The sequence below is a fragment of the Lysinibacillus sp. GW247-5R2A genome (genome assembly GCF_059424475.1).
In genome coordinates this window covers 1-23,591 of the sequence record NZ_JBWKZL010000012.1, presented here as the reverse complement: position 1 = coordinate 23,591, position 23,591 = coordinate 1, and the positions used below count along the sequence as shown (strand labels likewise).

Annotated in this window: 20 protein-coding genes, 13 tRNA genes and 3 riboswitches; of the genes, 3 read left to right on the top strand and 30 right to left on the bottom strand. The window is 37.9% G+C overall.

Annotated elements, in window-relative coordinates:
• Window positions 1-134 precede the first annotated feature (134 nt).
• Complete coding sequence (locus AC07YC_RS17855; RefSeq protein ID WP_494920034.1) at window positions 135-1,424, top strand: DUF2252 family protein; 1,290 nt, start codon at window positions 135-137, stop codon at window positions 1,422-1,424.
• Between the two features lie 36 nt (window positions 1,425-1,460).
• Here the strand turns inward: AC07YC_RS17855 and AC07YC_RS17850 are convergent, their stop codons facing one another.
• From AC07YC_RS17850 to AC07YC_RS17805, 10 genes are all read right to left on the bottom strand, one after another.
• Window positions 1,461-1,982, bottom strand: a complete 522-nt coding sequence (locus AC07YC_RS17850; RefSeq protein ID WP_336636053.1) for a DUF2179 domain-containing protein — start codon at window positions 1,980-1,982, stop codon at window positions 1,461-1,463.
• A gap of 250 nt (window positions 1,983-2,232) precedes the next feature.
• Window positions 2,233-2,583 (bottom strand): VOC family protein, encoded by a 351-nt coding sequence (locus tag AC07YC_RS17845; protein WP_494920033.1) that lies wholly within the window; start codon window positions 2,581-2,583, stop codon window positions 2,233-2,235.
• 305 nt (window positions 2,584-2,888) lie between these two features.
• Window positions 2,889-3,605, bottom strand: coding sequence for a GNAT family N-acetyltransferase (locus AC07YC_RS17840; protein ID WP_494920032.1), 717 nt, complete (start codon window positions 3,603-3,605; stop codon window positions 2,889-2,891).
• Window positions 3,606-3,872: 267 nt separating this feature from the next.
• A complete protein-coding gene (locus AC07YC_RS17835) occupies window positions 3,873-5,171 on the bottom strand; it encodes a nucleobase:cation symporter-2 family protein (RefSeq protein WP_336636048.1) in 1,299 nt (432 codons plus the stop codon).
• Window positions 5,171-5,755, bottom strand: coding sequence for a xanthine phosphoribosyltransferase (locus AC07YC_RS17830; protein ID WP_494920031.1), 585 nt, complete (start codon window positions 5,753-5,755; stop codon window positions 5,171-5,173). The genes AC07YC_RS17835 and AC07YC_RS17830 overlap by 1 nt, the downstream gene beginning before the upstream one ends.
• A 131-nt stretch (window positions 5,756-5,886) precedes the next feature.
• Window positions 5,887-5,988, bottom strand: a riboswitch (purine riboswitch).
• Window positions 5,989-6,152: 164 nt separating this feature from the next.
• Window positions 6,153-7,976: an APC family permease gene (locus AC07YC_RS17825; protein ID WP_025115618.1), complete on the bottom strand. Its 1,824-nt coding sequence runs from the start codon at window positions 7,974-7,976 to the stop codon at window positions 6,153-6,155.
• Window positions 7,977-8,095: 119 nt separating this feature from the next.
• A riboswitch (cyclic di-AMP (ydaO/yuaA leader) is annotated at window positions 8,096-8,245 on the bottom strand.
• A gap of 213 nt (window positions 8,246-8,458) precedes the next feature.
• Window positions 8,459-8,986 carry a PepSY domain-containing protein gene (locus AC07YC_RS17820; protein WP_494920030.1) on the bottom strand — a complete coding sequence of 176 codons (528 nt, stop codon included), beginning with the start codon at window positions 8,984-8,986 and terminating at the stop codon, window positions 8,459-8,461.
• A gap of 93 nt (window positions 8,987-9,079) precedes the next feature.
• Window positions 9,080-9,745: a PepSY domain-containing protein gene (locus tag AC07YC_RS17815; RefSeq protein WP_494920029.1), complete on the bottom strand. Its 666-nt coding sequence runs from the start codon at window positions 9,743-9,745 to the stop codon at window positions 9,080-9,082.
• A complete protein-coding gene (locus AC07YC_RS17810) occupies window positions 9,742-11,037 on the bottom strand; it encodes a sensor histidine kinase (RefSeq protein ID WP_336636044.1) in 1,296 nt (431 codons plus the stop codon). Before AC07YC_RS17810 ends, AC07YC_RS17815 begins: the two co-directional genes overlap by 4 nt.
• Entirely contained in the window at window positions 11,034-11,723 is a 690-nt protein-coding gene (locus AC07YC_RS17805) for a response regulator transcription factor (protein WP_036122358.1), read from the bottom strand. The genes AC07YC_RS17810 and AC07YC_RS17805 overlap by 4 nt, the downstream gene beginning before the upstream one ends.
• A 213-nt stretch (window positions 11,724-11,936) precedes the next feature.
• On the opposite strand from AC07YC_RS17805, the gene AC07YC_RS17800 reads away from it, so the two are divergent.
• Window positions 11,937-13,202: an Nramp family divalent metal transporter gene (locus tag AC07YC_RS17800; RefSeq protein ID WP_008179614.1), complete on the top strand. Its 1,266-nt coding sequence runs from the start codon at window positions 11,937-11,939 to the stop codon at window positions 13,200-13,202.
• Between the two features lie 517 nt (window positions 13,203-13,719).
• Here AC07YC_RS17800 and AC07YC_RS17795 read toward each other — a convergent pair.
• The 5 genes from AC07YC_RS17795 to AC07YC_RS17775 form a co-directional block, all read right to left on the bottom strand.
• Window positions 13,720-14,409, bottom strand: a complete 690-nt coding sequence (locus AC07YC_RS17795) for an ABC transporter permease (RefSeq protein ID WP_494920028.1) — start codon at window positions 14,407-14,409, stop codon at window positions 13,720-13,722.
• Window positions 14,402-15,325: an ABC transporter ATP-binding protein gene (locus tag AC07YC_RS17790; protein ID WP_494920027.1), complete on the bottom strand. Its 924-nt coding sequence runs from the start codon at window positions 15,323-15,325 to the stop codon at window positions 14,402-14,404. The genes AC07YC_RS17795 and AC07YC_RS17790 overlap by 8 nt, the downstream gene beginning before the upstream one ends.
• A 136-nt stretch (window positions 15,326-15,461) precedes the next feature.
• The gene (locus AC07YC_RS17785) at window positions 15,462-16,397 is read right to left on the bottom strand and encodes a sensor histidine kinase (protein ID WP_494920026.1); all 936 of its coding nucleotides are present in this window, start codon (window positions 16,395-16,397) and stop codon (window positions 15,462-15,464) included.
• A gap of 5 nt (window positions 16,398-16,402) precedes the next feature.
• Window positions 16,403-17,095 (bottom strand): response regulator transcription factor, encoded by a 693-nt coding sequence (locus tag AC07YC_RS17780; RefSeq protein WP_336636039.1) that lies wholly within the window; start codon window positions 17,093-17,095, stop codon window positions 16,403-16,405.
• Window positions 17,096-17,258: 163 nt separating this feature from the next.
• Window positions 17,259-18,722, bottom strand: a complete 1,464-nt coding sequence (locus AC07YC_RS17775) for an amino acid permease (protein ID WP_494920025.1) — start codon at window positions 18,720-18,722, stop codon at window positions 17,259-17,261.
• Window positions 18,723-18,803: 81 nt separating this feature from the next.
• A riboswitch (Lysine riboswitch) is annotated at window positions 18,804-18,980 on the bottom strand.
• Window positions 18,981-19,131: 151 nt separating this feature from the next.
• On the opposite strand from AC07YC_RS17775, the gene AC07YC_RS17770 reads away from it, so the two are divergent.
• Window positions 19,132-20,364, top strand: a complete 1,233-nt coding sequence (locus tag AC07YC_RS17770; RefSeq protein ID WP_336636037.1) for a CynX/NimT family MFS transporter — start codon at window positions 19,132-19,134, stop codon at window positions 20,362-20,364.
• A gap of 66 nt (window positions 20,365-20,430) precedes the next feature.
• Here the strand turns inward: AC07YC_RS17770 and AC07YC_RS17765 are convergent, their stop codons facing one another.
• From AC07YC_RS17765 to AC07YC_RS17695, 15 genes are all read right to left on the bottom strand, one after another.
• Window positions 20,431-20,952, bottom strand: a complete 522-nt coding sequence (locus tag AC07YC_RS17765) for a hypothetical protein (protein WP_494920024.1) — start codon at window positions 20,950-20,952, stop codon at window positions 20,431-20,433.
• A 65-nt stretch (window positions 20,953-21,017) separates the two neighbouring features.
• A complete protein-coding gene (locus AC07YC_RS17760) occupies window positions 21,018-22,064 on the bottom strand; it encodes a nitric oxide synthase oxygenase (RefSeq protein WP_336636035.1) in 1,047 nt (348 codons plus the stop codon).
• Between the two features lie 309 nt (window positions 22,065-22,373).
• A tRNA-Glu gene (locus AC07YC_RS17755) sits at window positions 22,374-22,445 on the bottom strand.
• Window position 22,446: 1 nt separating this feature from the next.
• Window positions 22,447-22,523: transfer RNA gene (locus tag AC07YC_RS17750), tRNA-Asn, on the bottom strand.
• Between the two features lie 7 nt (window positions 22,524-22,530).
• A tRNA-Ile gene (locus AC07YC_RS17745) sits at window positions 22,531-22,604 on the bottom strand.
• Between the two features lie 4 nt (window positions 22,605-22,608).
• Window positions 22,609-22,682: transfer RNA gene (locus AC07YC_RS17740), tRNA-Gly, on the bottom strand.
• Between the two features lie 5 nt (window positions 22,683-22,687).
• Window positions 22,688-22,763, bottom strand: a tRNA-Phe gene (locus AC07YC_RS17735).
• Window positions 22,764-22,767: 4 nt separating this feature from the next.
• Window positions 22,768-22,860, bottom strand: a tRNA-Ser gene (locus AC07YC_RS17730).
• Window positions 22,861-22,873: 13 nt separating this feature from the next.
• Window positions 22,874-22,949: transfer RNA gene (locus AC07YC_RS17725), tRNA-Ala, on the bottom strand.
• 19 nt (window positions 22,950-22,968) lie between these two features.
• A tRNA-Pro gene (locus AC07YC_RS17720) sits at window positions 22,969-23,042 on the bottom strand.
• Between the two features lie 9 nt (window positions 23,043-23,051).
• Window positions 23,052-23,128, bottom strand: a tRNA-Arg gene (locus tag AC07YC_RS17715).
• Between the two features lie 17 nt (window positions 23,129-23,145).
• Window positions 23,146-23,218, bottom strand: a tRNA-Lys gene (locus tag AC07YC_RS17710).
• 14 nt (window positions 23,219-23,232) lie between these two features.
• Window positions 23,233-23,307 (bottom strand) — tRNA-Gln (locus AC07YC_RS17705).
• 9 nt (window positions 23,308-23,316) lie between these two features.
• A tRNA-His gene (locus tag AC07YC_RS17700) sits at window positions 23,317-23,392 on the bottom strand.
• A gap of 44 nt (window positions 23,393-23,436) precedes the next feature.
• Window positions 23,437-23,510: transfer RNA gene (locus tag AC07YC_RS17695), tRNA-Trp, on the bottom strand.
• Window positions 23,511-23,591 lie beyond the last annotated feature (81 nt).

The window sequence follows — 23,591 nt, the reverse complement described above, 5'->3', positions numbered from 1 at the left end:
GAAAATAGGTGATTGAACATGTTACGAAATAACCCTAGATCCTTAGCCATTTTTATCGAGCACTTTTGATAAATTTCTTCGAAACCTATTCCTTTATTTTTCGTATATACATGTAACCTAAAGGGGGTTTTTAGATGGAGCATGCATTATTGGAACAGGTGAAACATACAAGAGTTTTTTTAAGAAAGGAGCTATTAAATACCATCTTTGAGGAGTTTGATGCTCAACGAATGAAGTTAACTGAGGCACAGCGTTTGGAGAAGTATCAGAAAATGCTTGAAAGTCCATTCCGCTTTTTCCGAGGAAGTGCTTATCTATTTTATTTTGACATGACAAAAACTTCTTCCATTTTCCATACGCCTACTCTCAAACCGACTTGGATTCAAGGAGACATGCATATGGATAACTTCGGTGCCTTTCAAAATGAAGACGGCACGATTGTCTTTGATGTCAATGATTTTGATGAGGGTTATGTTGGTTCTTATTTATATGATATTGTTCGTATGAGTGTCAGTATTGCACTTTATTTAGAAGAACAAGGCATACATAAGGCTGCTCAGGAAACGGCCATTCAGCATCTGCTTAATAGCTATATCGATCAGCTTAAACGATTTCAGCGTAAACAGGATGATCCTCTAACGCTCGTATTTACGAAAGATAACACAAAAGGCCCTGCCAAAAAATTATTGAAAAAGCTAGAGAAACGCGAACGCTCCCAGTTTTTACAGGATATTTCCTATTTAAATGAAGACGGGCAACGCCTATTTATTAGCAATGATGAAATTAAGCCCGTTACTGCCGAGGAATATAAGGCAATTTCGAGTGCACTTCCTGCTTACAAGATTAAGGACATTGCTTACAAGTATGGCTCTGGAACTGCTTCAATCGGCTTAAAACGTTACTATATTTTAGTGGAAGACAAAAAAGATGCATCGGGAGTAGACGATTTAGTATTAGAAATGAAAGAGGTCCGCACAGCAATCCCTGCCTATTTCCTTCCTTACAATCATGAATTTTGGAAGCATTATGAGCATCAAGGTGCGAGAGTAGTTGGGACACAAAAAGCCATGCACCATTTAGAGGACCCTCATTTACACTATATCACCATGAATGAGCAGGAATTTTACATTCGAGAACGTTCTCCCTATAAAAAGAAAGTGAAGCCTAAAAACTATAAAAACGTCGACGATTACTATACAACAACCTCAATCATGGGACAAATTGCCGCTAAAATACATGCACGAGCAGATATCGATTTTTCTCCTGTTTTCACCTATCATAGTGAGGATGAGATATTAAAAACGATTGGGAAAGATCGACATGTATTTGTTGAGCAAGTAATTTTACAGGCTATGAACTACAAAGATACAGTCTACTCAGATTTTCACCTCTTTAAAAACTGGATGGATGCAACGTTTAAATAGCAACGAAAAGGACCTCAGCTAGTAGCTAAGGTCCTATTATTTTTGCCTAGCCTTCATACGAGCTAGTAAAAAACCGCCTTTAAATGACTTTGGCTCGTACGAAATTATAAATGCATTCGGTTCAAATTGCTCTACTATTTGAAAGAGTTCTGCCTCTCGATTTCTCTTTGTTAAAATTTCATATTTATAGCGATTACTATCTCGCCCCTCACCAATATAAATCGTCACAGCAAATCCCTCATTACGGAGAAACCTCACAAGCTCTTCATTTTTATTTTGAGTATTAATGGTTGCATAAACATAGCCAATCGCCAGCTTTCGTTCAATTTTGGCTCCTAAAAAAATACCTAAGCCAAAACCAATTGCATAAACGACCATAGCTAGCATACTTTGTTTCCCACTAAAAACAAGCGAAAGGCCAAATACATACACGAGCATTTCGAGCATACCGAATATGGCAGCAAGGAAAGTAATATTTTTCACCAAAAATATTGTACGTAAAGTTAAAAAAGGTACATATACTAATTGAAGTATTAAAATCAAAACGATACTTTGCATTTATACTAGACCTTTCTAAGAGTAGTTATATAAGTGTATGTTGAAATAGAGACTTACATTCTATTAAAAATACCTTATTTATAAATTCCCTCGCCACACAATTCTAAACAACCACGCCTAAAACAAGCTGTATACTAAAAAATGCCGTTCGATTATTCAAACGACTTTAAAGAGGAACCACAAGCTATTTCCCCTCACAATTTAAACGAAGTTAGCATATTGCTGTCACTTTCAAATTAATTCCTTTGATTTATTTTTCCCAAAGCTCGATACGTCTTCCTTCTGGATCTTCAATCCAAATAAACTTTCCAAACTCATGAATTGTCTTGTCCATTGCTAGGGGCACACCTATTTTTTCAAGATGTTTGATACTGTCATCTAGATTTTCCACTTGAAAGTTTAGCATCACTTGCTGATCTGTTGGAAAATAGCTGTCATGCTCAGAGAAGAAGGAAAAGATCGTTTCATTGCCTAACTGTGGTGTAATCATGGTACCATTCCAACTTTCAATTTCCATGTTTAGAACTTTGCTATACCACTGTTTAATTTCTTCTAGATTTTTAGTCCTCCAAAAAACTCCTCCCAATCCCTTTACTTTCATAAAGATCTCCCTCCTACCAATTAGTTATGAATTTAAGTTCTAGTTTTAAATGTGAATACCTTCTTTTATTAACATACCCTTACCAGTTGAATAGTAAAAAGCTCTTATGCAAAACAACCTTATTTTTCTTGCGGATCTCTTGATAAAGGGACATATAAAATAAAAAACGTTCAACAGCCGAACGATTTTCAAATCCCCTTTTTATGTAAATGTGATAGCTATGTAGATCATCTCCACAAACACTTGTTACTTCATTAAAAATTCCTGACTAAAAAGCCTCATGGATGAACGAAAAAAGCCAATCCTTAAATAGAATATTGTAAAGAAATTACAGAAATATTTTGAATGCATCCGTTTGAAAGCATTATGTTTCTCATTGGAATATTGTCAACTTGAGTCATCCCTAAATAAGACATAGCTTTAAATTCATTTTTCAATCTATATAGACCTATTAAATGCAAGTCCTTACCTAATCCTGTTCCCATAAAATTAGGATGAATACCAATCCAAAACATACGACCTTCATTATCTGTATTTGGTTCTATATGTGGGAAAACTACACCAACAGGTTCACCGTTAACAATATATACTGTAAACATATCGTTGACTTGTGATGGGAGTTCCGTCCTCATTTCCGTCAGAAATTTCTCAGCTTCTTTAACACTTGTACTCATTACTTCCGATAAAAAAATGATAGATTTTTTCTCAGAGCATGACCATATTTCATAATCTAGTTCTGAAATAGTTAATGGTGTCTGTAAAGATCTCTTAAATGCCATTCTTTTATCAACAATTTTCATTTTAGTTCTTGTACAATTCAAGCTATCTAAAAGAACTTTCGGACATTCAAACCTAACTTTTTCTAAACCATTACTCTGTAAGTTATCTAAAAGCTCATATATTAACTCATCTATCTCAGCGGCAAAATCAAGTCTATCCTCTAAAATCTCTAGCATCATTACACTATCACTTTTTAGGTAATGTACGCCAACACTCCGGAAATGTTGTAGCAGATTATCCATATATTTTCACCTCTTATGATTTATTCTATTCTTCTCCTTTCAACCATCTCCCTCTTAATTGGTCAAAGAAATATTTTTCCCAAGTTTGATCAGACACACGATAAACAAGAAATTTGCTTATTAGTACCTAATGTTTTTCTTCGAACATTTTCTGCCCTTTTTTTGCATAAAAAAATGCCACCTCCTCCCATCTAAATCAATAGATAAAAGTAGGTGACATCGTTCTTTATATATTTGTATTCTGATATATGTTATTGAATGATCTCTTTACGCTTCCCCATGCATCGGGTCTTCCTTATGCTTTGGCCCAATCATGTTGAATAAAATATTAAGAATAATCGCTGTAACAGAACCACAGACGATACCGTTAGATGTTAAAATAGACACTTTTTCTGGCAGTGCATCAAAAATGCCAGGAACGACTGATACACCGACGCCTAAACTGACTGCAATCGCAGCAATCATCGCGTTTTCCGCTGACTCATTCATAACTGGTACAAGCATACCCATTCCTTGCGTAATCACCATACCGAACATCGCTAACATAGCCGCACCTAGTACGGATGTTGGAATAATCGTTGTTAACGCTGCGATTTTTGGTAGGAAGCCTAATGCTACAAGTAAACCACCTGTGATGTAAATGACTTTACGATCTTTCACACCTGACATACGAGTTAGTCCCACGTTTTGTGAGAATGTAGTGTACGGAAAGGCATTGAAAATTCCACCGATTACAGATGCAAGACCTTCTGAGCGATAACCACGAGCCAAATCTTTTGAATCTAATTTTTTATTACATATATCACTTAGTGCAAAATAAACACCAGATGATTCCACTAAAGATACCATTGCTACAAGCGTCATTGTAATAATAGCCGTTACATCAAATGTTGGCATTCCAAAGTAGAATGGTTGTACCATATGGAATACATCCGCTTCTGCTACTGGATCGAAATTAACCTTACCCATGAATGCCCCTAAAATTGTACCCGCTACTAACCCAACTAGAATGGAAATAGCACGGATGAAACCTGTAGAAAAACGATAGACAATTAAAATAATGACTAGTGTAATAAATGCTAATGCAATATTTGAGCCGGATGCAAAATCCTCTGCTCCTTGTCCACCTGCCATATTATTTAAAGCTACTGGCAGTAAAGAAATACCGATAATAGACACGACAGAGCCTGTAACTACTGGTGGGAAAAATTTCACTAGCTTCCCGAAGAAGCCCGCAATAATCACGACAATCAAACCAGATGCAATAATGGAACCATAAATATCTGTGATACCTTGCTCTGGGTTTGTACCTATAGCAATAATTGGACTTACCGCTGTAAATGTACAACCAAGTACTACAGGTAAGCCAATACCAATAAATTTACCTGAGTAAACTTGTAAAAGTGTTGCGATTCCGCACATCATAATATCAATCGCCACTAAATACGTCATTTGTGTTGAATTAAAGCCAATTGCCCCTCCAATAATAAGTGGCACTAGGATGGCTCCAGCATACATCGCAAGTAAATGTTGAATTGCTAGCGTCGTGGATTTAAAGGTATTCATTACGCGCGAGCCTCCGTAGCAAATGTCACTTTGCCATCTTCAAGAGAATCTACAATCGCTAATGATTCTACGCGGACACCTTGCTCGCGTAATAATTTGCCCCCATCTTGGAAGCCTTTTTCAATAACAATGCCAACTCCTACAACGTTAGCACCCGCTTGAGCTGCAATATCAAGTAAACCCTTTACAGCTTCTCCGTTTGCTAAGAAATCGTCAACAATTAAAATATTGTCGTCTTCACTTAAAAAACTACGTGATACAGATATATCATTTGTTTCATTTTTAGTAAATGAATGTACTTTTGATGTGTAAAGGTTATCTGAAAGTGTTAATGATTTACGTTTACGAGCGAACACTACCGGTGCACCGATTTCTAGCCCTAACATGACAGAAGGAGTGATGCCTGAAGATTCTATTGTTAAAATCTTTGTAATTATTTGGTCAGCAAATCGGTTTGCGAATTCATGACCAATTTCCTTCATTAACAATGGGTCAATTTGATGGTTTAAAAATGAATCTACTTTTAATACTGAAGATGATAGAACTTTACCCTCTTGCATAATTTTGTCGTGTAATAACTTCATTTCTGTCATATCCTTCTTTCTTAAATAGTAATAAAAAAAGCTGAACACCTTGGTCCCATTCAGCTACGAGTGGAGCAAAGCATTCAGCGTTAAAACGTCGAAAGGAATAGAAAACATCATGAAAGAAGTTCTCTAAAAGCATTGCTACCCATAGTCGATTTATTTACGGTAAATCGGTAGAAACTTGCAAGCCATATCCTCGCTATTATATGAGTAAAATTGTATGAATCTATCAGAATACCCCATTTAACACTTTATTCGGTAGAAGCCTATTTCTCCTACTGAAAAAAGTTTAATTTTTCGGAATTTAATGGTATTCTGCGACTTTTTAATTGTAAACGTTCGTGTTTTCAATCAACGTACTGATTATAACAGACAATTTTCTAGCATGCTAGCATTATTTTGATAAATGAAAAGGTACTGTCATAATCACGACATTTCTGTGAAATAACAATGTTGTACGTATTAATAAGCTAGATTGATTGTGAAGCATATGATGCCAGCCCTTTTTCGGTAAAAATTGAGGGATGACAACCGTTACTTTATGACCTGTTTTCGCACATTGATGGTCCACTTTATCTATAAATTTGATCAATGGCTGTGTGATGCTACGATATGCCGAATAATAGGTTACTAGTCGAATATCTGGTTGCCAAGCCTGCCACTTTTCTTCGAAGGCTTTTGCATCCGCTTGATCGAAAGCCACATAAAAGGCAATAATTTTATCAACCTTTAGTGATTTCGCATAATGAAGGGAATTTTCAACCACCTTCGTTATACCAGCTACTGGTACGATGAATACATTTCCTTCAATAGTAGCGACTTCCTCCTTATTCAATCTCAGCTGTTCTCCAACGGCCTGATAATGAAGCTTGATCCGATGAAATACAAAAATGATAATTGGTAAAAAGACAAACACTGGCCATACCTGAGGCAACTTCGTTACAAAAAACATCATCGCTACAATAAACGAAATGGCTGCACCAATTGTGTTGATCGTAAATTTCGCCATCCAGCCAGTAGGTTTTTCACGCCACCATTTTCGCATCATTCCCGTTTGCGCTAATGTAAACGGAATAAATACCCCAACAGCATAGAGTGGAATCAAATGCTCTGTTGCCCCATCAAATAAGATGATTAAAACAATGGCTGCTAGCCCTAGCATCATAATGCCATTAGAATACCCTAGGCGGTCCCCACGCATTTGAAATATTCTCGGAATAAAACCGTCTTTTGATAAATTGACAGCAAGTAGCGGAAATGCTGAATACCCCGTATTTGCTGCAAGTACCAAAATCATCGCAGTTGTACCCTGTACTATATAATAAAAGAAATTTCGACCAACACTTGCTTCTGCTAGTTGGGAAACGACTGTCGCTTCCGAAGTTGGCGCAATTCCGTAAAAATAAGCTAAACTAACAATACCGATAAATAAAACCGCTAAGATTCCGCCCATTGCTAACAATGTTTTAGCAGCATTATTAGGAGCAGGATTTCTAAAATTAGGGATCGCATTCGATATAGCTTCTACCCCTGTTAAAGCTGAGCTCCCTGACGCAAATGCCTTTAATAAGATAAATAAACTAATCCCTGCGACGGGTGTACCTATCTTTGGATGCAGCTCTGCTGGCACCTGACCTGTTGCAACATTATAGAGCCCCATCCCAATCAACACTAACATAACGACTACAAACAGGTAGACTGGGTATGCCAAAACAGAGGCGGACTCTGTTACACCACGTAAGTTCAAGACCGTTAAAAAAATCACAAAGATAATAGCAATTGGTACATTGTATGGGTGCAGGCTTGGAAATGCCGATGTAATTGCATCTGTCCCTGCTGATACACTTACCGCTACCGTTAAAATATAATCAACGAGCAATGAGCCACCTGCTACAAGACCCGCGTTCACACCTAAATTTTCCCTAGATACTACATAAGCGCCGCCCCCGTGCGGATAGGCGAAAATAACCTGACGATATGATAAAGTCAATGCCACCAATAGGACAACAACCCCTGCCGCAATCGGTAAAGAATACCAAAACGCTAATGTTCCCACAGTCATCAGGACTATTAAAATTTGTTCCGGTCCATAGGCTACGGAAGACAAAGCATCGGACGATAATATGGCCAATGCCTTTGTTTTACTAAGCTTTTGTTCCCCTAACGCATCGGATCTTAATGGTTTGCCGATTACATAACGTTTAAATGAGGATTTCATCAATAAACACCTTCTAGTTTCTTAGATTGTGTTTCGCCTTCCTAAATGAGATCAAAAAACGCCTACAAGTCATCACTAAATAAGACTTGTAGACGCTCATCTGTCTGCCAAGCTCCAACTTTTCTGCTCTTAACGCTTACGAGGTTAGCTGTCGGATTCGGGCCTGAGTAGCCCTACCCTTCAAAAGAAGAGATTCACCCCAAGGATTGCTTGTGCACTCCGTCTAAAATGGGTCCCCCGCGTCTAGTTTGCTTCAGCGATTTAGAAATTTGAAACTTTAATAATGATGTCATATTACGCCTGTCGATTAAAAAAGTAAAGAAGAAAATTTTTATTTTTTACAAGTGAAATACATAGACTTTTTTAAATACATTGTTAAGTTCCATGGTAGACATTAATTTACCCACGAATACCTAATTTAAAGGCATTTTACAACAAAAAAACCTTAAAAGTATGCTCTACTTTTAAGGCAATAACTAATATTAATCTTCCATATCTTGTTCAAAATCAACAACTTCTCCTGTAATCGAATCAACATCAACATCATATTCATATTGTCCATTTTTTATCTCGATTTCATAAATGCCATCATCTAATTTAATTTTTGTGACTGTACCCTTTGCTTTTGTTAGAGCCGCTTCAATAGCCTTTTCTTTACTTATAAGGTTAGTAGCCGTATTAGCGTTATCCTCGTTCACCCATTCAATATCATCGTCATCTTGACGCTCTTTCTTCTGCTTAAGTAATTTTCCAGTATAGGCATCGAATTTTAAATCATATTCTTCTTTATCAGCATGAACCTCTACCTCATATACAGAGCGGTAGCGATTTTGATCTAGTTCAATATCTGCTACTGTCCCATCCACTACTGCTAATGCTTTCTTTTCGATTTCTTGCATGGATAGGATCTTTTTTTCTTGTGCACTTCCTGATAATAAAGTTGTTGAACCAATTGCCGCTCCAACACCAAGAGTCACCACTAATGCAGGAATCATCATTATTTTTTTCATGTCCATCTCTCCTTTGTTTTATCTGCTTTTAGCTTACCAAGCAAAGATGATAGAACTATAAGAGGAACATTAGAATTTCATGAGAAAACTCGTTTAATCGTCCCATGAAACAGAAAGGACCTTTCCAGATACAGCATGAATTTGGAACGTGGCTTCTTCATGCTCTGTTTCAATTTCAACTAAATAATAACCGCCCTCCGCCGTATCTTCAAAATCTACAGAATCCACTTTCCCGGTTAATTGTTGCAGCGCTATATCAGTAGCTTGCTGTTGGGTAATAATATGGGGGGGTTCAGGCTGATTTAATGGTTCTATATCTTTTTCAGATAACACTTCACCTGAATAGCCATCTACTGTTATATCTTTTTGCTTATGTTCCTTTTCAACACGTGCGGTATAAATGGTTTCCGTGAGCATGACGCTTTCTACCTCACCATATTTTTCTTTCACCATTTTTCTTATTTGATCTTCTGTTAACAATAATTTACTTTGCCCTTTTTGCAACGTTAGATCAGAAACCTGCTGTGTTGTAGCATCAAGCATGGCTGTATAGTTCAAATTCTCACGTGTAAATTGTATTTCAAATGAATTTCCACGCTTTTTCACTTCTAAAACTTGACCCTTATAAATAGCTTCGATATGGCGTATGGCCTCCTCTTCACTGAGAGGCTCCTTTTGAAAATAGCGATTTTGAATAAACCAAAGCACTCCGCTACAAAGAAGGACAATCACAATAAGTATTAATGTCCACTTTTTCATTGCTGCCCCTCCTTTGGTATACACAAGGTAAAACTTGAACCTTCTCCAACTGTACTTTCCACATCTATGACGATGCCCAATTGTCCCGCAAGTTCATGTGCAATCGCAAGCCCTAAGCCAGAACCGCCTGTTTTACGATTACGATCCTCTGTGACACGGTAAAAACGCTCAAATAAATGCGGAACATGCTCTGCAGGAATACCGACGCCAAAATCCTGAATCGTCATTCGTACATGCGTAGTAGTTTCAGCTACGGAAATATGAACATCATCCTCACTATATTTCCTAGCATTATCAAGCAAAATAAAGAGTAATTGCTTCAAAATTTTTTCATCACTGTCGATAAATTGTGGTGCTTCTGCATCGACTATAAAATTCCGATGGTATGCTTGCTGCATTTGTGCAGCCACTTTATTAAGGAAGGGAGCCAGCTCTAGCTGTTCAATATGAATATCCATATGCTCATTATTTTTGGCTAGCTCTAATAATTGCAATACCATTTCATGCATACGAGAAGATTCATTTGCAATAGCCTGTAGCGATTCCTGCGCTACTTCACGATTGTCAAAGCCTCTTCGCAAGAGCAACTTTGCATAGCTTTCAATGACAGTAATGGGCGTCTTTAATTCGTGAGAAGCATTTGAAACGAATTCCTGTTGCTTTTGATAGTGCTGTTCAAGCTTCTCCATCATCATATTAAACGTTCGATTAATTTTTGCTAATTCATCCCCACCTTTAGCTGGGATGTCCATCTTTTCATATTTCCCCGTCGATGCACTTTTGCGCATTGTCGCATTTAAGCGTTCTAGTGGTAACAAAATTAGGCGACCGAGTGCCAAGCTCGCTAAAAAGATTGGAATGGTGGCAATAATGGACACAACGATCAAAATAGCCTTTAATAAATCCAGTGTACTTTCTACTTCCTCCATGGATTGCTGTAAGGTGATGTCCACAATTGTCCCATCCATCCAAATAGTAGGCATTGTATAGGTAATGGAAGTAACATCTGGCATGTCTAGAGTGGCCTGAACCTTCGTCTTTAAATTTTCTCCATCATAAACATAGATAGCACCATCAGCTGGCATATATGCTCTTAATACTTGCTGTAGGTTGGATTGTGCATTTAACTGGCTTAATGTTGAGCTTAAATCATTCGCTCGTGTATGAAGTTGGCTATATTCCGTATTATAGGCAAATTTCTCGTATAAAAAGTAAATTCCACTATTAGTTGCCACTAAAATTACTAGCATTAATAAAGTGGTAAGTAGATGAATTTTTGTTTTAAGCTTCATGATTTATTTTCCTTCAGCACATAACCTACACCGCGAACTGTTTGAATAATGGGTGTTACATTAGCAATTTCAAGCTTTTGGCGCACATAACGAATATAGACATCCACAACATTTGTATCTCCGTAGTAATCAAAGCCCCATACAGTCTCTAGTATTTGTTCCCTTGTGAGCACCTGCTTAGGATGCTTCATTAGATATAACAATAAATCATATTCTCTAGGAGTCAGTTGGATCTCCTTACCATAATAAATAACTTCTCTTGTCTGCTCATCGATCGATAACTGTCCAAACGAAACACCAACCTTTGTTGGACTAGCCTTTTGAGAAAACCGTAGTGCATTCCGGATACGGGCCAGTAATTCTTCAATTTCAAAGGGCTTTGTCACATAATCATTAGCTCCTAAATCCAATCCCTTTACCTTATCCTCCACCTCACTTTTGGCAGTCAGCATAATAACTGGGGTCTGTGATTCTGTAGCGCGAATACGCTTTAGCACATCTATGCCACTCATTTCGGGTAACATAATATCCAGTAAGATTAAATCCCATTGCTGCTCACGATATTGCAATAAACCATCTGCTCCTGTATGGGCCATCACCGCTTCATAGCCCTCAAACTGAAGCTCTAACTGGAGCACTCTCGCAATATTTTCTTCATCTTCTATAATTAAAATTCGATTGCTCATGTCGAATCAGTCCTTCACCTTTTCTTTCATCGTAAACGATACAGGTAAGGAAAGTCTAATTAGAAATTGATGAGAAATGTGCATACTTATTTTTTTAAAATTTTAAGCAAAGTGCTTCCCTTTTTCTAATCCTAGCGTTAGAATACTATTATCTTATTTTCCCCTAGGAAACTTTATTTCACGAACGATACTTTTTGAAACGAGGGAACAAATATGGTATACAAGCAAGTCACAAAATCGTCTGCTGAGGCGGTTTTAGATGGAGATATAAAAGGTTGGCGACGGTTTTTACCTTTTCTTGGGCCTGCATTCATTGCAGCGGTCGCCTATATTGATCCTGGCAATTTTGCCACAAATATTACAGCTGGCTCTCAATATGGTTACTTACTCCTTTGGGTAATAGCCTTTTCTAATTTAATGGCGGTGCTCATCCAATCCTTATCTGCCAAACTTGGTATTGCGACAGGAAAAAATTTACCTGAGGTGGCACGTGAACATTTTTCTAAAAAGACATCTATATTTCTTTGGATTCAGGCTGAATTAGTCATTATTGCTACCGACCTTGCTGAATTTATCGGGGCCGCATTAGGGCTTTATTTGTTATTTAATATCCCTATGCTTCCAGCAGCTATCATCACAGCAGTCGGATCATTTGCTATTCTAGAGCTTCAAAGAAGAGGGTTCAGAGCCTTCGAGGCAGGCATTTCTGGCATGGTTTTAATTGTCGTATTAGCATTTGCCTTCCAAACATTTTTAGCACAGCCAGAATGGGGCGAAGTAGCGTTTGGTATGTTCACGCCTCAATTTGAAGGGGTGGACTCATTACTATTAGCAACAGGTATTTTAGGTGCGACCGTCATGCCGCATGCTATTTACTTACATTCTTCTTTAACACAAAGTCGTATTATCGGTCGTAATGAAGAAGAAAAAAGACGAATTTTCCGTTTTGAATTTATTGATATTATCATCGCTATGATCATTGCTGGAGCCATCAATATGAGTATGCTCATTATCGCGGCAGCAGTATTTCACACACAGGGGATTGTAGTAGAGGATTTAGATGTTGCCTATAACGGCCTAAAGGATGCTCTCGGCCCAATGGCTGCCATTTCCTTTGGTCTTGGTTTACTAATTGCTGGTTTAGCTAGCTCCTCTGTAGGGACCTTAGCAGGTGACGTAGTCATGCAAGGCTTTATTCAACGAAAAATACCACTTTATTTACGGAGAGCCATTACAATGGTGCCTCCGTTAGCGATTATTGCATCCGGTGTAAATGCAACCCATGCGCTCGTTCTTAGTCAGGTTGTGTTATCTTTCGGTATTGCATTCGCCCTCGTCCCTCTCGTTATGTTTACAAGCAAACGAGACATTATGGGTGGTTTAGTGAACCACCGTATTACTACTATTTTAGGCTGGTTTGTAGTTGTCATCGTTGTGGCATTAAATATTTACTTACTAGGTGAAACAATATTTGGGTAAAATAGTGAATTAATAGACTAAAAGGCATCGAGAAGAAAAATCTCGATGCCTTTTTGTTGATAATCTAAAGGTGATAATTATAGACAAATTTACTACCATTGAGTCCTACATGATCCAGTGCTCTAGTAGGTTAGCTAAAGTAGTGCAGAAGTTACGGCTAATTTCCTCATTGAAATCACCTTTAAATAAATATAAGATTGATAAACATATATTTCCTTTTTTGCTTTTTTAAATACCCATACTTATTATGATTGTATTAATAGTTATACAATGCCATTATGCCAAAAAAGGAAATCTGTTATTAACTATTTTATTGGCCATTTCCTTTTCTACTTTAATTAAATTTCTATTATGGGATTCAAATTACTTATTTTTATTGCTATACGTTAATTTCTTTTTATATTTAATAAGTTTAGTTACCTATTTTACAAGACCAACTATGTGAGTGTTACAAACGATCGAATTGCTATCATCATCGTTCGATATCAACATAACTTATGAGTACCTGGCTCTTTCATTAAACATCAACCTTCTCGATATTGCGGATAGCTAGATAGGCAATACTAATACCTATAATTGCTAACGTTATTGGAATAATAATGATGTCATTTAATGTGAAGTTACCTGTATTGGATGAAGTCACTGATACGATTAGAATAGAAGAAATAATTGTTGCTGGAATAGAGTATTTTCTCATACCGAAATACAATGGAATTAAGGCCATCCCTGAGGAAGCAATTGCATTCATGAGTACAGATGGTATATGTTGCATGATTAAAGTATTAGATAATACATCAGGAATTAAATCAAATTTATCGCTTACAATGCAAAAGATGGTTGTAATCAAGACATTGGAAACGATAATGACACTAAAGGTAAACAGCATGACAATGGCAAGCTTAGCAGCGATTAATTTCTTTCGGCTTATAGGATACATAAAGGCCAATGTGATTGTTTTAAACTTATATTCTCCGATAATCAGCTTAGCTATTAATGTAGCTGCAAAAATAATAAATACCGCTCTGATAAATGAATCAATGACATTTAAAGCCATGTCATAATTTTCAATACCAACTTCTCCTTCTACTTTAGAAATAAATAAAATCATGAACATAAATCCTAAAATAATAAAGTTAGCAAACATAGCACTTTTAACATAGGAGCCTAAATGATATTTTTTCATTTCTAAACGCATTAAACTAAGCATGAACAATCCCTCCATTTATTAGCTTAAGGAAGTAATCCTCTAATGTGCTTGTTTTCTTGCTAATTTCCTCTATCTCAATGTCATGTTCAATCAATGTTTTTGTTAGAACTTTTTGGGATACTGTCAAATCATAAATTCGTATAGAATTATCATCCATTAGTTTGAAATTAGCCATTTTCAATTTACTTTCTAAAATAAAGGCTGCTTTTTTGCCATCATTTACGATCACTTCAATATAGTCGGCTTGATTACGATTAATCGTATCCATCGTTACTTCAGTAATAAGTCTACCTTCCTTGATGACACCAATTGTATCGGCCAATTGTTCAATTTCCCCTAATATATGACTAGAGATAATGATCGTAATGCCATACTCCATACAGAGCATTTTGAAAAGCTCTCTCAATTCTTTAATCCCAATAGGGTCTAGTCCATTAATTGGCTCATCTAAAATAAGGAGCTCTGGCTTTGTAATAATAGCGCGTGCAATACCTAGTCTCTGCTTCATCCCTAATGAGAAATCTTTTACCCGTTTATCCTCTGTATTTGTCAATTTTACAAGGTTAAGTACATGAGCTATTTCCTGCTTATTGTAATAGCCCATATACTCGCAATGTAGTTCTAACATTTCTCTAGCCGTTAATTTTTCATAGAAAATAGGATATTCAATAATCGTTCCCATTCTTTTTAATAGCTCATACGATCGATCGGTCAACCTCTCACCAAATATTTCAACATCTCCACTGGTTGGCTTCGTCAGATTCGTTAGCATCTTCATAACTGTCGTTTTACCCGCTCCGTTAGGGCCTAAAAAGCCGTAAATCTCTCCCTTCTTCACGTTCATATTGACAGCAGAAACCACTTCTTTCCCTTCGTACACTTTCGTAAGCTGATTTGTTTTCACAATGTATGTCATGTCAATCTCTCCCTCAAATGTGGCTAATTTCATTATAAAAAATGAAACTCTCTAATTTATTACTGGATTCTTACAAATTTCTTAAGAGCATAAGAAAAGCCTGTAAAGCACAATAAAAGCTCTACAAGCTGTGGTTTCAATACATCATTCGTTTTAATGCAATGGTAAAAATGGTCTTTTTATAGGGAATACTTGATAACTGGATGGAACCGTCCATCATTTCCACTAATCGCTTTGTAATCGTTAAACCTAAGCCACTCCCCTGGAAGGATTTATTGCGAGAGTCCTCTAGCGTGTACATTCTCTCAAAAACACTATCAATATGGTATTCATCGATTCCTTTACCACAATCCCATACATCTATATAAATAGTCGTTTCATCATTTCTTACGGTTAAACCAATTATATTACCATCCGCACCATAGGCAAGAGCATTGGATAAAAGATTGTTGAGAACCCTATCTAACGCTTCTTCATTGCCAAGGGCATACATAGGTGTTTCAGGGATTGTAATAGTAATATTTAGTCCCATCGACGTGACCATATCGTAAAATGATAATATATTTTTACGGCTAATTTCACAGACATTGATTTTAGTGATTGGATAATCTGTATCCCCTGCCTCTAATTTGGCAAGATCGAAAAATGTATGAATAATTTTTAATACTTCTAATGTTTTAGCATGTACGCCCGCTAATAGTCTTTGACGCTCCTCTTCACTAGTTGAGCTCTGAAGCTGAAGCATTTCAATATAGCCTAACACAACCGTTAAAGGCGTTTTTAAATCATGTGAAATATTGGCCAGCATTTTTTTCATGGAATCTTCCATTTTGCGATGAGTCGCCTGAACTTTTTGGTGATGGTCCAGCCAAACGTTTATCGAAATAAGTAGCTGTTGAGTTTGTAAATTGCTCGTAGTTACCAAAATCTTTTCGTTACTTTTTTCTTGAACAATGGCTTGGAGTTTTTCATTCATATATTGGATCGTCTGATTTTGTTCTGTTTTTGTTTTCCACTGAAAAATAACTATTCCTATAAGCACTACAATTATGATTAATAGAATGATTATCATATCTGTTATCCTTCTAACTTATAGCCAATTCCCCACAGCGTCTTAATATATTGGGGGTTGGATGGATCATCTTCAATTTTTTCGCGTAGCCTTCGAATATGTACATTAATAATATTTTCATCACCGTAATAGGCATCTTTCCATATTAGCTGATAAATTTGCTCTTTCGTAAAAACTCGGTTACGGTTTGTTACAAATAGCTTTAAGATGGCAAATTCCTTTGATGTTAGCTTCACTGCCTGTCCATTTTTATTTATTGAGAAATTAACAATATCTATCTTTAAATGGCCTATAACTATTACATCTTGTTTGTGATCTATTTGGCCAGCGTATTTTGTAGCTCTTCTAATAACCGCCTTTACGCGAGCTGAGAACTCTAGCATAGAAAATGGCTTAGCAATATAATCGTCTGCCCCTAATCCCAAGCCAAGCGCTTTATCTACATCACTATCCTTTGCGGACATAATGATGATAGGAAGTGCTGCCTGTTCTCGAATGACTTTTAAAACTTCTAATCCATTAAGCTTAGGAATCATAATATCTAGGATGACTAAATCAAAGGTTTGATTTAAACAATATTGCAATGCCTCTTCTCCATTATTGGCAGTGGTGACTTCGAAGCCCTCCAATAATAAAAAATTCGCTACCATTTCGCGAATAGCCTCATCATCTTCCACTAGTAAAATATGTTTTTGCATTTTCATGCACCTCTCTCTACTAGAAAGTCAAAAATCACACTTCCATATCTATAGTATATTACCATATATATGACATTAATTTAGTAATAATTTTAAAGGTCTCTAGATAAAAAAAGCTGTTCCATCTACCATCATACAACGGTTTATAGAACAGCTCTTCTATTTAATTTTCCACTTTTAAATCACAATCTTTAAGGGGAAGCATTTTTGTTTTATATTTAATTTTGTACCCTAGCCATAGCAATAGGAATAATGGAATGCCAATATAGGAAACAAGGATACCATACCAATCGATTGTACCTCCGATAAACGCTGTGTAATTCTGTCCAATTACAACAATCATACAAATAGTAAAGGCGAATAGTGGACCGAATGGGTATAGCTTTGCTTTATACGGTAATAGCTTTGGATCTAAGCCTTGCGCCTCGAAAGCACGACGGAAACGATAATGACTAAATGCAATACCTAGCCAAGCAATAAAACCTGACATCCCAGAGGCATTTAAAAGCCAGATATAAACTACCCCATCACCAAAGAATGATGCTAAAAACGCTACACAGCCTACAGCTAATGTTGCGATCAATGCATAAATCGGAATACCTCGACGACTTAGCTTTGCAAAGAATTTAGGAGCATGACCATCCACTGCTAATTGCCATAGCATACGTGAAGATGCATACAATCCAGAATTACCTGCTGATAGCATAGCCGTTAAAATAATGGCATTCATTAAGGAGGCAGCAAAAGCAATGCCTAAACGATCAAACACGAGCGTAAATGGAGAAACAGCGATATCCTCCGATAATAAGCGCTCATCTGTGAATGGAATCAACATCCCTATAGCAGCAATAGCTAAAATATAAAATAAAATAATACGCCAAAACACCGATTTTACTGCCTTCGGTATATTTTTTCCAGGATCATCTGTTTCCCCTGCTGTTACACCAAGTAGCTCTGTTCCTTGGAATGAAAATCCTGCTGCAAGGAAAATACCAAATGTAGCAAGGAAACCACCATGGAATGGTCCATCACTAATAAAGAAATTTGTAAAACCAACTGGTGCCTGTCCACCTAAAATACCAAAAATCATTAATATGCTAATAATAATAAATACAATGACCGTAGCCACTTTAATCATCGCAAACCAATATTCACTTTCACCATAGCTCTTTACAGACAATAAATTAAATGTCAGTACAATTACAATAAACAATACTGTCCAAAGTGCTGACGAGCTATCTGGGAACCAATATTTCATAATTAATGACACTGCCGCAATTTCGGCTGCAATCGTAATTGCCCAGTTATACCAATAGTTCCAGCCTAGTGCAAAGCCTAGCGCGGGATCTACAAATTTTGTCGCATACGTACTAAAAGAACCCGAGGATGGCATATAGGCAGCCATTTCCCCTAAACTGGTCATTAAAAAATATACCATAATACCGATTAAGGCATAGGCAAGTAATGCGCCTCCCGGTCCTGCCTGTGCAATGGCACCACCACTGGCTAAAAATAGCCCTGTACCAATTGTACCGCCTAAAGAAATCATTGTGATATGACGGCTTTTTAATTCTTTTTTCAGCTCCGGTGCTTTATGGCCGAGCTGATTTACTTTTATTTCACTCACGATATAGCTTCCTTCCTATTTATGAGGCAAAAAAATGCCATCACATGAACAATGTGATGGCTAAGTTAATCCTCAGTTTTCCTAAACGATAGCTCAACACGTTGTACAAACGTGACAGTTCTGTTCCTTTCGGAGACAGCCCCAGCATGAGGTTTTCAAGTCCCCTCACACTTCGGCAATATTTCCTTTCAACTAATCTCTTCAATGCTTGTCATTTCAATTAGCTTACTTATAAATATCGCGACCTCTACCTCATTACAAACATGAGGCATATAATTATTAAATTTATGATGTTTACTATACTAACATAAGACCTAAGACATTTCAATATAACCATTAATGTTTTGTATTTTGTGAATTTTCCACTATTTTTAATAGTGTGATAAAGTGTTATAGTAGTTCAATTAGAATGGTAATAACAGGGGGAATTATTTTGACTTTACATGATCATTCCGCTAGCTACCCGAATAGAAAAATTAGCTGGAAGGGAACAACCTTATTATTAGTTTTTGGAATAATATTTATCGCGTCTACGTTACGAATGCCACTAACGGTTGTGGGTCCAATTGTATCCTTTATCCGTGACGATCTTGGTATTTCCAATGTTCTAGCCGGGTTTTTGACAACTATTCCATTGCTTGCTTTTGCCATTATATCACCGTTCGCACCAGTTGTAGCACGAAAGCTTGGGCTTGAGCTAACCTTATTTTTATCTACGATTTTATTGGCCTTAGGAATTGTACTACGCTCCCTCGGTACAACAGGGTTACTTGTATTTGGCACAGTGCTCATTGGCGTAGCCATATCATTTGGAAATGTGTTAATTCCAGGATTATTAAAGTTAAAATTTCCATACCATGTAGGGTTATTAATGGCATTTTTTACCATGTCGATGAACTTAACGGCTGGGCTTGGAGCAGGTATTAGTTATCCAATAGCTAATTCCTCACTAGGTTGGCAAGGGGCATTGGCTGTGGCGCTTATATTAGTCGTATTAACGATTTTAATTTGGATACCGCAATTGAAATTGAATAAGCCAGAACCAGCTACTACGGCCCCAAAAACAGGTAAACCTCTTTGGAAATCACCTGTTACATGGGCAGTAACCGGTGCAATGGGCTTACAATCTTTATTATTTTATACGACAGCAGCTTGGATTCCTGAAATTTATATTGCGCAGGGATTGGCTCCTGATAAAGCTGGTTGGATGTTTTCTATTATGCAATTCTCACAAGTCCCCATGGCATTGGCTGTCCCCATTATTGCTGGTAAAATGACTTCACAAAGACCACTTGTCCTTATGTTTACATCGTTTTATTTAGTAGGATTTGTCGGTGTTGTAATGGAATGGACAACATTGGGGATATTATGGATGATCCTTCTAGGTTTAGCAGGTGGAGCTTCATTTGCATTAGCAATGATGTTCTTTACACTTCGTACGCGTACAGCATTTGAAGCCGCTGATCTATCAGGTTTTGCACAATCATTGGGCTATTTATTCGCTGCCATTGGGCCGATTCTTTTCGGATACCTCCATGATTTATTTGGTGGGTGGAATATTGCAGGTTGGCTCTTTGTTGTTGTAGCTATGACACTCTTCCTATGTTCCATGCGAGCTTCTAAAGATGAATATGTCCATTAAGTATAAGCAGATGGGGAAGTGATTGATTTGACCCCCATCTGCTTTTTGTCTATATCCATTTCTTTTTTAATGTTTGAGTAAGGCTAGCAGTTCCGCAAGTTCCTCTGTTGTGCTCTTGGTACGTGCCTTAATAGCAGTAAAAACAGGGATCGCCTCTTGAAGGAGTAAAAAACTAAAATAATAATAGCCTAAAAAAGCTTCTGGTTCATAGCCTCTAGGCGTATCTTCCTCCCATTCCAGCTCATCATCTTCTTCATTTTCCACCCATAAATATTTCGTATCCAAAAGCTCCTGCATCACTGAAACATTATGTGTTGAATCTTGATAATCCTCAGTTATTGCATGAGCCACAGTTAAATAAAGCTCTATTTCTGCTAAGGAGACTTCCTCCTCATTTTTACTTGTAAGCTTTTTTAAAAGAATAAGCACAACCCATGGCGTCACCTGCCAAAGTGTTCCTTGATGTTCAATTAGTTCAGTCAGCTCTTGATATTGTTCCTGTTCAATTAGACGAGGAATGTCTGTTCCTCTGCCATAAGGTGTCGTCAATTGTTGCCAAGGGATATTCGAAATATTTTGGTTCAACATCTTGAATTGCCTCGCTCCCAAAAAGGTAATTAGGAGCTGTTCGTTTATGAACAACTCCTTTAAAGTTAATAACATGGTTTTTGATAAAAATAATTGGGGGTATGGTAAGTATTTATATAAGGCTTATGGAATATATGAGTGGTCGCAGGGGAAAGTGGTGGGATTAACCATGTCCAGTTACCCGTAACTTCTCGCCCTGCTGATTCCTCAGCTTCCTCAAATAATTTAAACTGCTGAGCAGCAGTATGATGATCTACAATGCTCACACCATCCTCTTTAAAAGAATGAAGGACAGCTATATTGAGCTCCACTAATGCTCGGTCACGCCAAAGAGAAGCTTGTTTGGTTGTATCCAGATTAAATATATCGGCAATAGCTGGCAGCATATTATAGCGCTCATGATCGGCTAAATTGCGTGCCCCAATTTCAGTCCCCATATACCAGCCATTAAATGGAGCCGCTTGAAAATCAATGCCAGCCATTTGAAAACGCATACTCGAAATAATAGGAACAGCATACCATTTCAACTCTAATTTCTCCACGGCTTCCGATTCCGGATGACGTATTGGAACCTCTAAAATATAGTCTGCTGGAATCGTAAATAGCTGGGGAGCACGTTCGTCTACTTGTATGACGAGTGGTAACACATCAAACGGCGTATGCTCGCCTTTCCAGCCCAACGATTCGCATATTTTTGTAAATGTGATAGAATGTGCATCCCCAATAATTCCCTCTTCTGTCTCGTAGCCTGCGTAACGAATTAGCTGATGATTCCAAATCCGTACTCTGTCAGTTGCAAACACTGTTATAGTTGGACGAATTTTCCCATGATTTGTGGCATACTCAATATGCTCTAGTAACTTTTGAAAAATGCCGTGTTCATCTAAAACTTCTCGTGCATCTACAACATGTAATGATTGCCAAAACAACCGTCCAATACATTTATTGCTATTACGCCATGCAACTCGTGCCCCAAAAACTAGCTCCTCTGTTGTAGGCTTATATTCCCCCGCATTTTTAATCTGTTGTAATCTATTTTCTAACCAAATTTTGGATTCATTTTGCTCCAGCTGGTATTGATTTAAAAAACATTGTATCTCCTGTATGTTCATATCGATTCCTCCACTTATCCTCATATTAGAGGAACAAGGCAATAAGCACCATGAAAATAGCTACTGAAAAAACATACATATTGCATATATGAAATAGTTTGTTCAAATTTAATAAAAACATCGTTCCAAGTAGTAATTGAATTATAATACCGCTTTAAACGAGCCTATAAAAAGAGAAGGATAATGAGCATTTGGTAGAAGGAAATGTTTAGACCTTACATTAAAAAGCTACAAAATTGTAGCTTTAATACCTGTTTATGAAAAGATAAAGAAAAAAGCATGTAGCACACAACTGTGCTACATGCTTGATGACCCGTACGGGATTCGAACCCGTGTTACCGCCGTGAAAGGGCGGTGTCTTAACCACTTGACCAACGGGCCGTGGCTCCGAAGGCAGGACTCGAACCTGCGACAACCTGATTAACAGTCAGGTGCTACTACCAACTGAGCTACTTCGGAATAATGATGGGCCTAAATGGACTCGAACCATCGACCTCACGCTTATCAGGCGTGCGCTCTAACCAGCTGAGCTATAGGCCCATTTTGGAGCGGGTGATGAGAATCGAACTCACGACATCAGCTTGGAAGGCTGAGGTTTTACCATTAAACTACACCCGCAAAAATGGTGGGTCAGGACGGAATCGAACCGCCGACACTTAGAGCTTCAATCTAATGCTCTACCAACTGAGCTACTGACCCGAAATGGAGGAGGTAGAGGGATTCGAACCCCCGCGCGGTGTTACCCGCCTGTCGGTTTTCAAGACCGATCCCTTCAGCCAGACTTGGGTATACCTCCAAAAATATTAAAATGGTGGAGCCTAGCGGGATCGAACCGCTGACCTCCTGCGTGCAAGGCAGGCGCTCTCCCAGCTGAGCTAAGGCCCCATATATTTTTTATAGATGATCGGAATGACAGGATTCGAACCTACGACCCCTTGGTCCCAAACCAAGTGCTCTACCAAGCTGAGCTACATCCCGTTGTTCTTATGGCGCGCCCGACAGGAGTCGAACCCATAACCTTCTGATCCGTAGTCAGACGCTCTATCCAATTGAGCTACGGGCGCAAAATTAATAAAAATGATGAGCCATGAAGGACTCGAACCTTCGACCCTCTGATTAAAAGTCAGATGCTCTACCAACTGAGCTAATGGCTCGTAAAAGAAAAAAATGGCTGGGGTACTAGGATTCGAACCTAGGCATGACGGAATCAAAATCCGTTGCCTTACCGCTTGGCTATACCCCAATTTTAAAATGGGGCGACTGATGGGAATCGAACCCACGAATGTCGGAACCACAATCCGATGCGTTAACCACTTCGCCACAACCGCCACTATATAATAACAGCCATATATGAACGAGTACCTCAATAACCTGGCAGGGGCAGTAGGAATCGAACCCACACCAAAGGTTTTGGAGACCTCTATTCTACCGTTGAACTATGCCCCTAAAATGGTGGAGGGGGACGGATTCGAACCGCCGAACCCTAAGGAGCGGATTTACAGTCCGCCGCGTTTAGCCACTTCGCTA

Excerpts from the sequence above, each read along its gene's own strand:
- AC07YC_RS17800 (WP_008179614.1), top strand. The coding sequence starts at position 11,937 with ATGGTATACAAGCAAGTCACAAAATCGTCTGCTGAGGCGGTTTTAGAT.
- AC07YC_RS17785 (WP_494920026.1), bottom strand. The coding sequence starts at position 16,397 with ATGATAATCATTCTATTAATCATAATTGTAGTGCTTATAGGAATAGTT.
- AC07YC_RS17835 (WP_336636048.1), bottom strand. The coding sequence starts at position 5,171 with ATGAATACCTTTAAATCCACGACGCTAGCAATTCAACATTTACTTGCG.
- AC07YC_RS17815 (WP_494920029.1), bottom strand. The coding sequence starts at position 9,745 with ATGAAAAAGTGGACATTAATACTTATTGTGATTGTCCTTCTTTGTAGC.
- AC07YC_RS17820 (WP_494920030.1), bottom strand. The coding sequence starts at position 8,986 with ATGAAAAAAATAATGATGATTCCTGCATTAGTGGTGACTCTTGGTGTT.
- AC07YC_RS17850 (WP_336636053.1), bottom strand. The coding sequence starts at position 1,982 with ATGCAAAGTATCGTTTTGATTTTAATACTTCAATTAGTATATGTACCT.
- AC07YC_RS17780 (WP_336636039.1), bottom strand. The coding sequence starts at position 17,095 with ATGCAAAAACATATTTTACTAGTGGAAGATGATGAGGCTATTCGCGAA.
- AC07YC_RS17825 (WP_025115618.1), bottom strand. The coding sequence starts at position 7,976 with ATGAAATCCTCATTTAAACGTTATGTAATCGGCAAACCATTAAGATCC.
- AC07YC_RS17765 (WP_494920024.1), bottom strand. The coding sequence starts at position 20,952 with ATGTTGAACCAAAATATTTCGAATATCCCTTGGCAACAATTGACGACA.
- AC07YC_RS17770 (WP_336636037.1), top strand. The coding sequence starts at position 19,132 with ATGGTAATAACAGGGGGAATTATTTTGACTTTACATGATCATTCCGCT.
- AC07YC_RS17830 (WP_494920031.1), bottom strand. The coding sequence starts at position 5,755 with ATGAAGTTATTACACGACAAAATTATGCAAGAGGGTAAAGTTCTATCA.
- AC07YC_RS17805 (WP_036122358.1), bottom strand. The coding sequence starts at position 11,723 with ATGAGCAATCGAATTTTAATTATAGAAGATGAAGAAAATATTGCGAGA.
- AC07YC_RS17845 (WP_494920033.1), bottom strand. The coding sequence starts at position 2,583 with ATGAAAGTAAAGGGATTGGGAGGAGTTTTTTGGAGGACTAAAAATCTA.
- AC07YC_RS17790 (WP_494920027.1), bottom strand. The coding sequence starts at position 15,325 with ATGACATACATTGTGAAAACAAATCAGCTTACGAAAGTGTACGAAGGG.
- AC07YC_RS17855 (WP_494920034.1), top strand. The coding sequence starts at position 135 with ATGGAGCATGCATTATTGGAACAGGTGAAACATACAAGAGTTTTTTTA.
- AC07YC_RS17840 (WP_494920032.1), bottom strand. The coding sequence starts at position 3,605 with ATGGATAATCTGCTACAACATTTCCGGAGTGTTGGCGTACATTACCTA.
- AC07YC_RS17795 (WP_494920028.1), bottom strand. The coding sequence starts at position 14,409 with ATGCTTAGTTTAATGCGTTTAGAAATGAAAAAATATCATTTAGGCTCC.
- AC07YC_RS17810 (WP_336636044.1), bottom strand. The coding sequence starts at position 11,037 with ATGAAGCTTAAAACAAAAATTCATCTACTTACCACTTTATTAATGCTA.
- AC07YC_RS17760 (WP_336636035.1), bottom strand. The coding sequence starts at position 22,064 with ATGAACATACAGGAGATACAATGTTTTTTAAATCAATACCAGCTGGAG.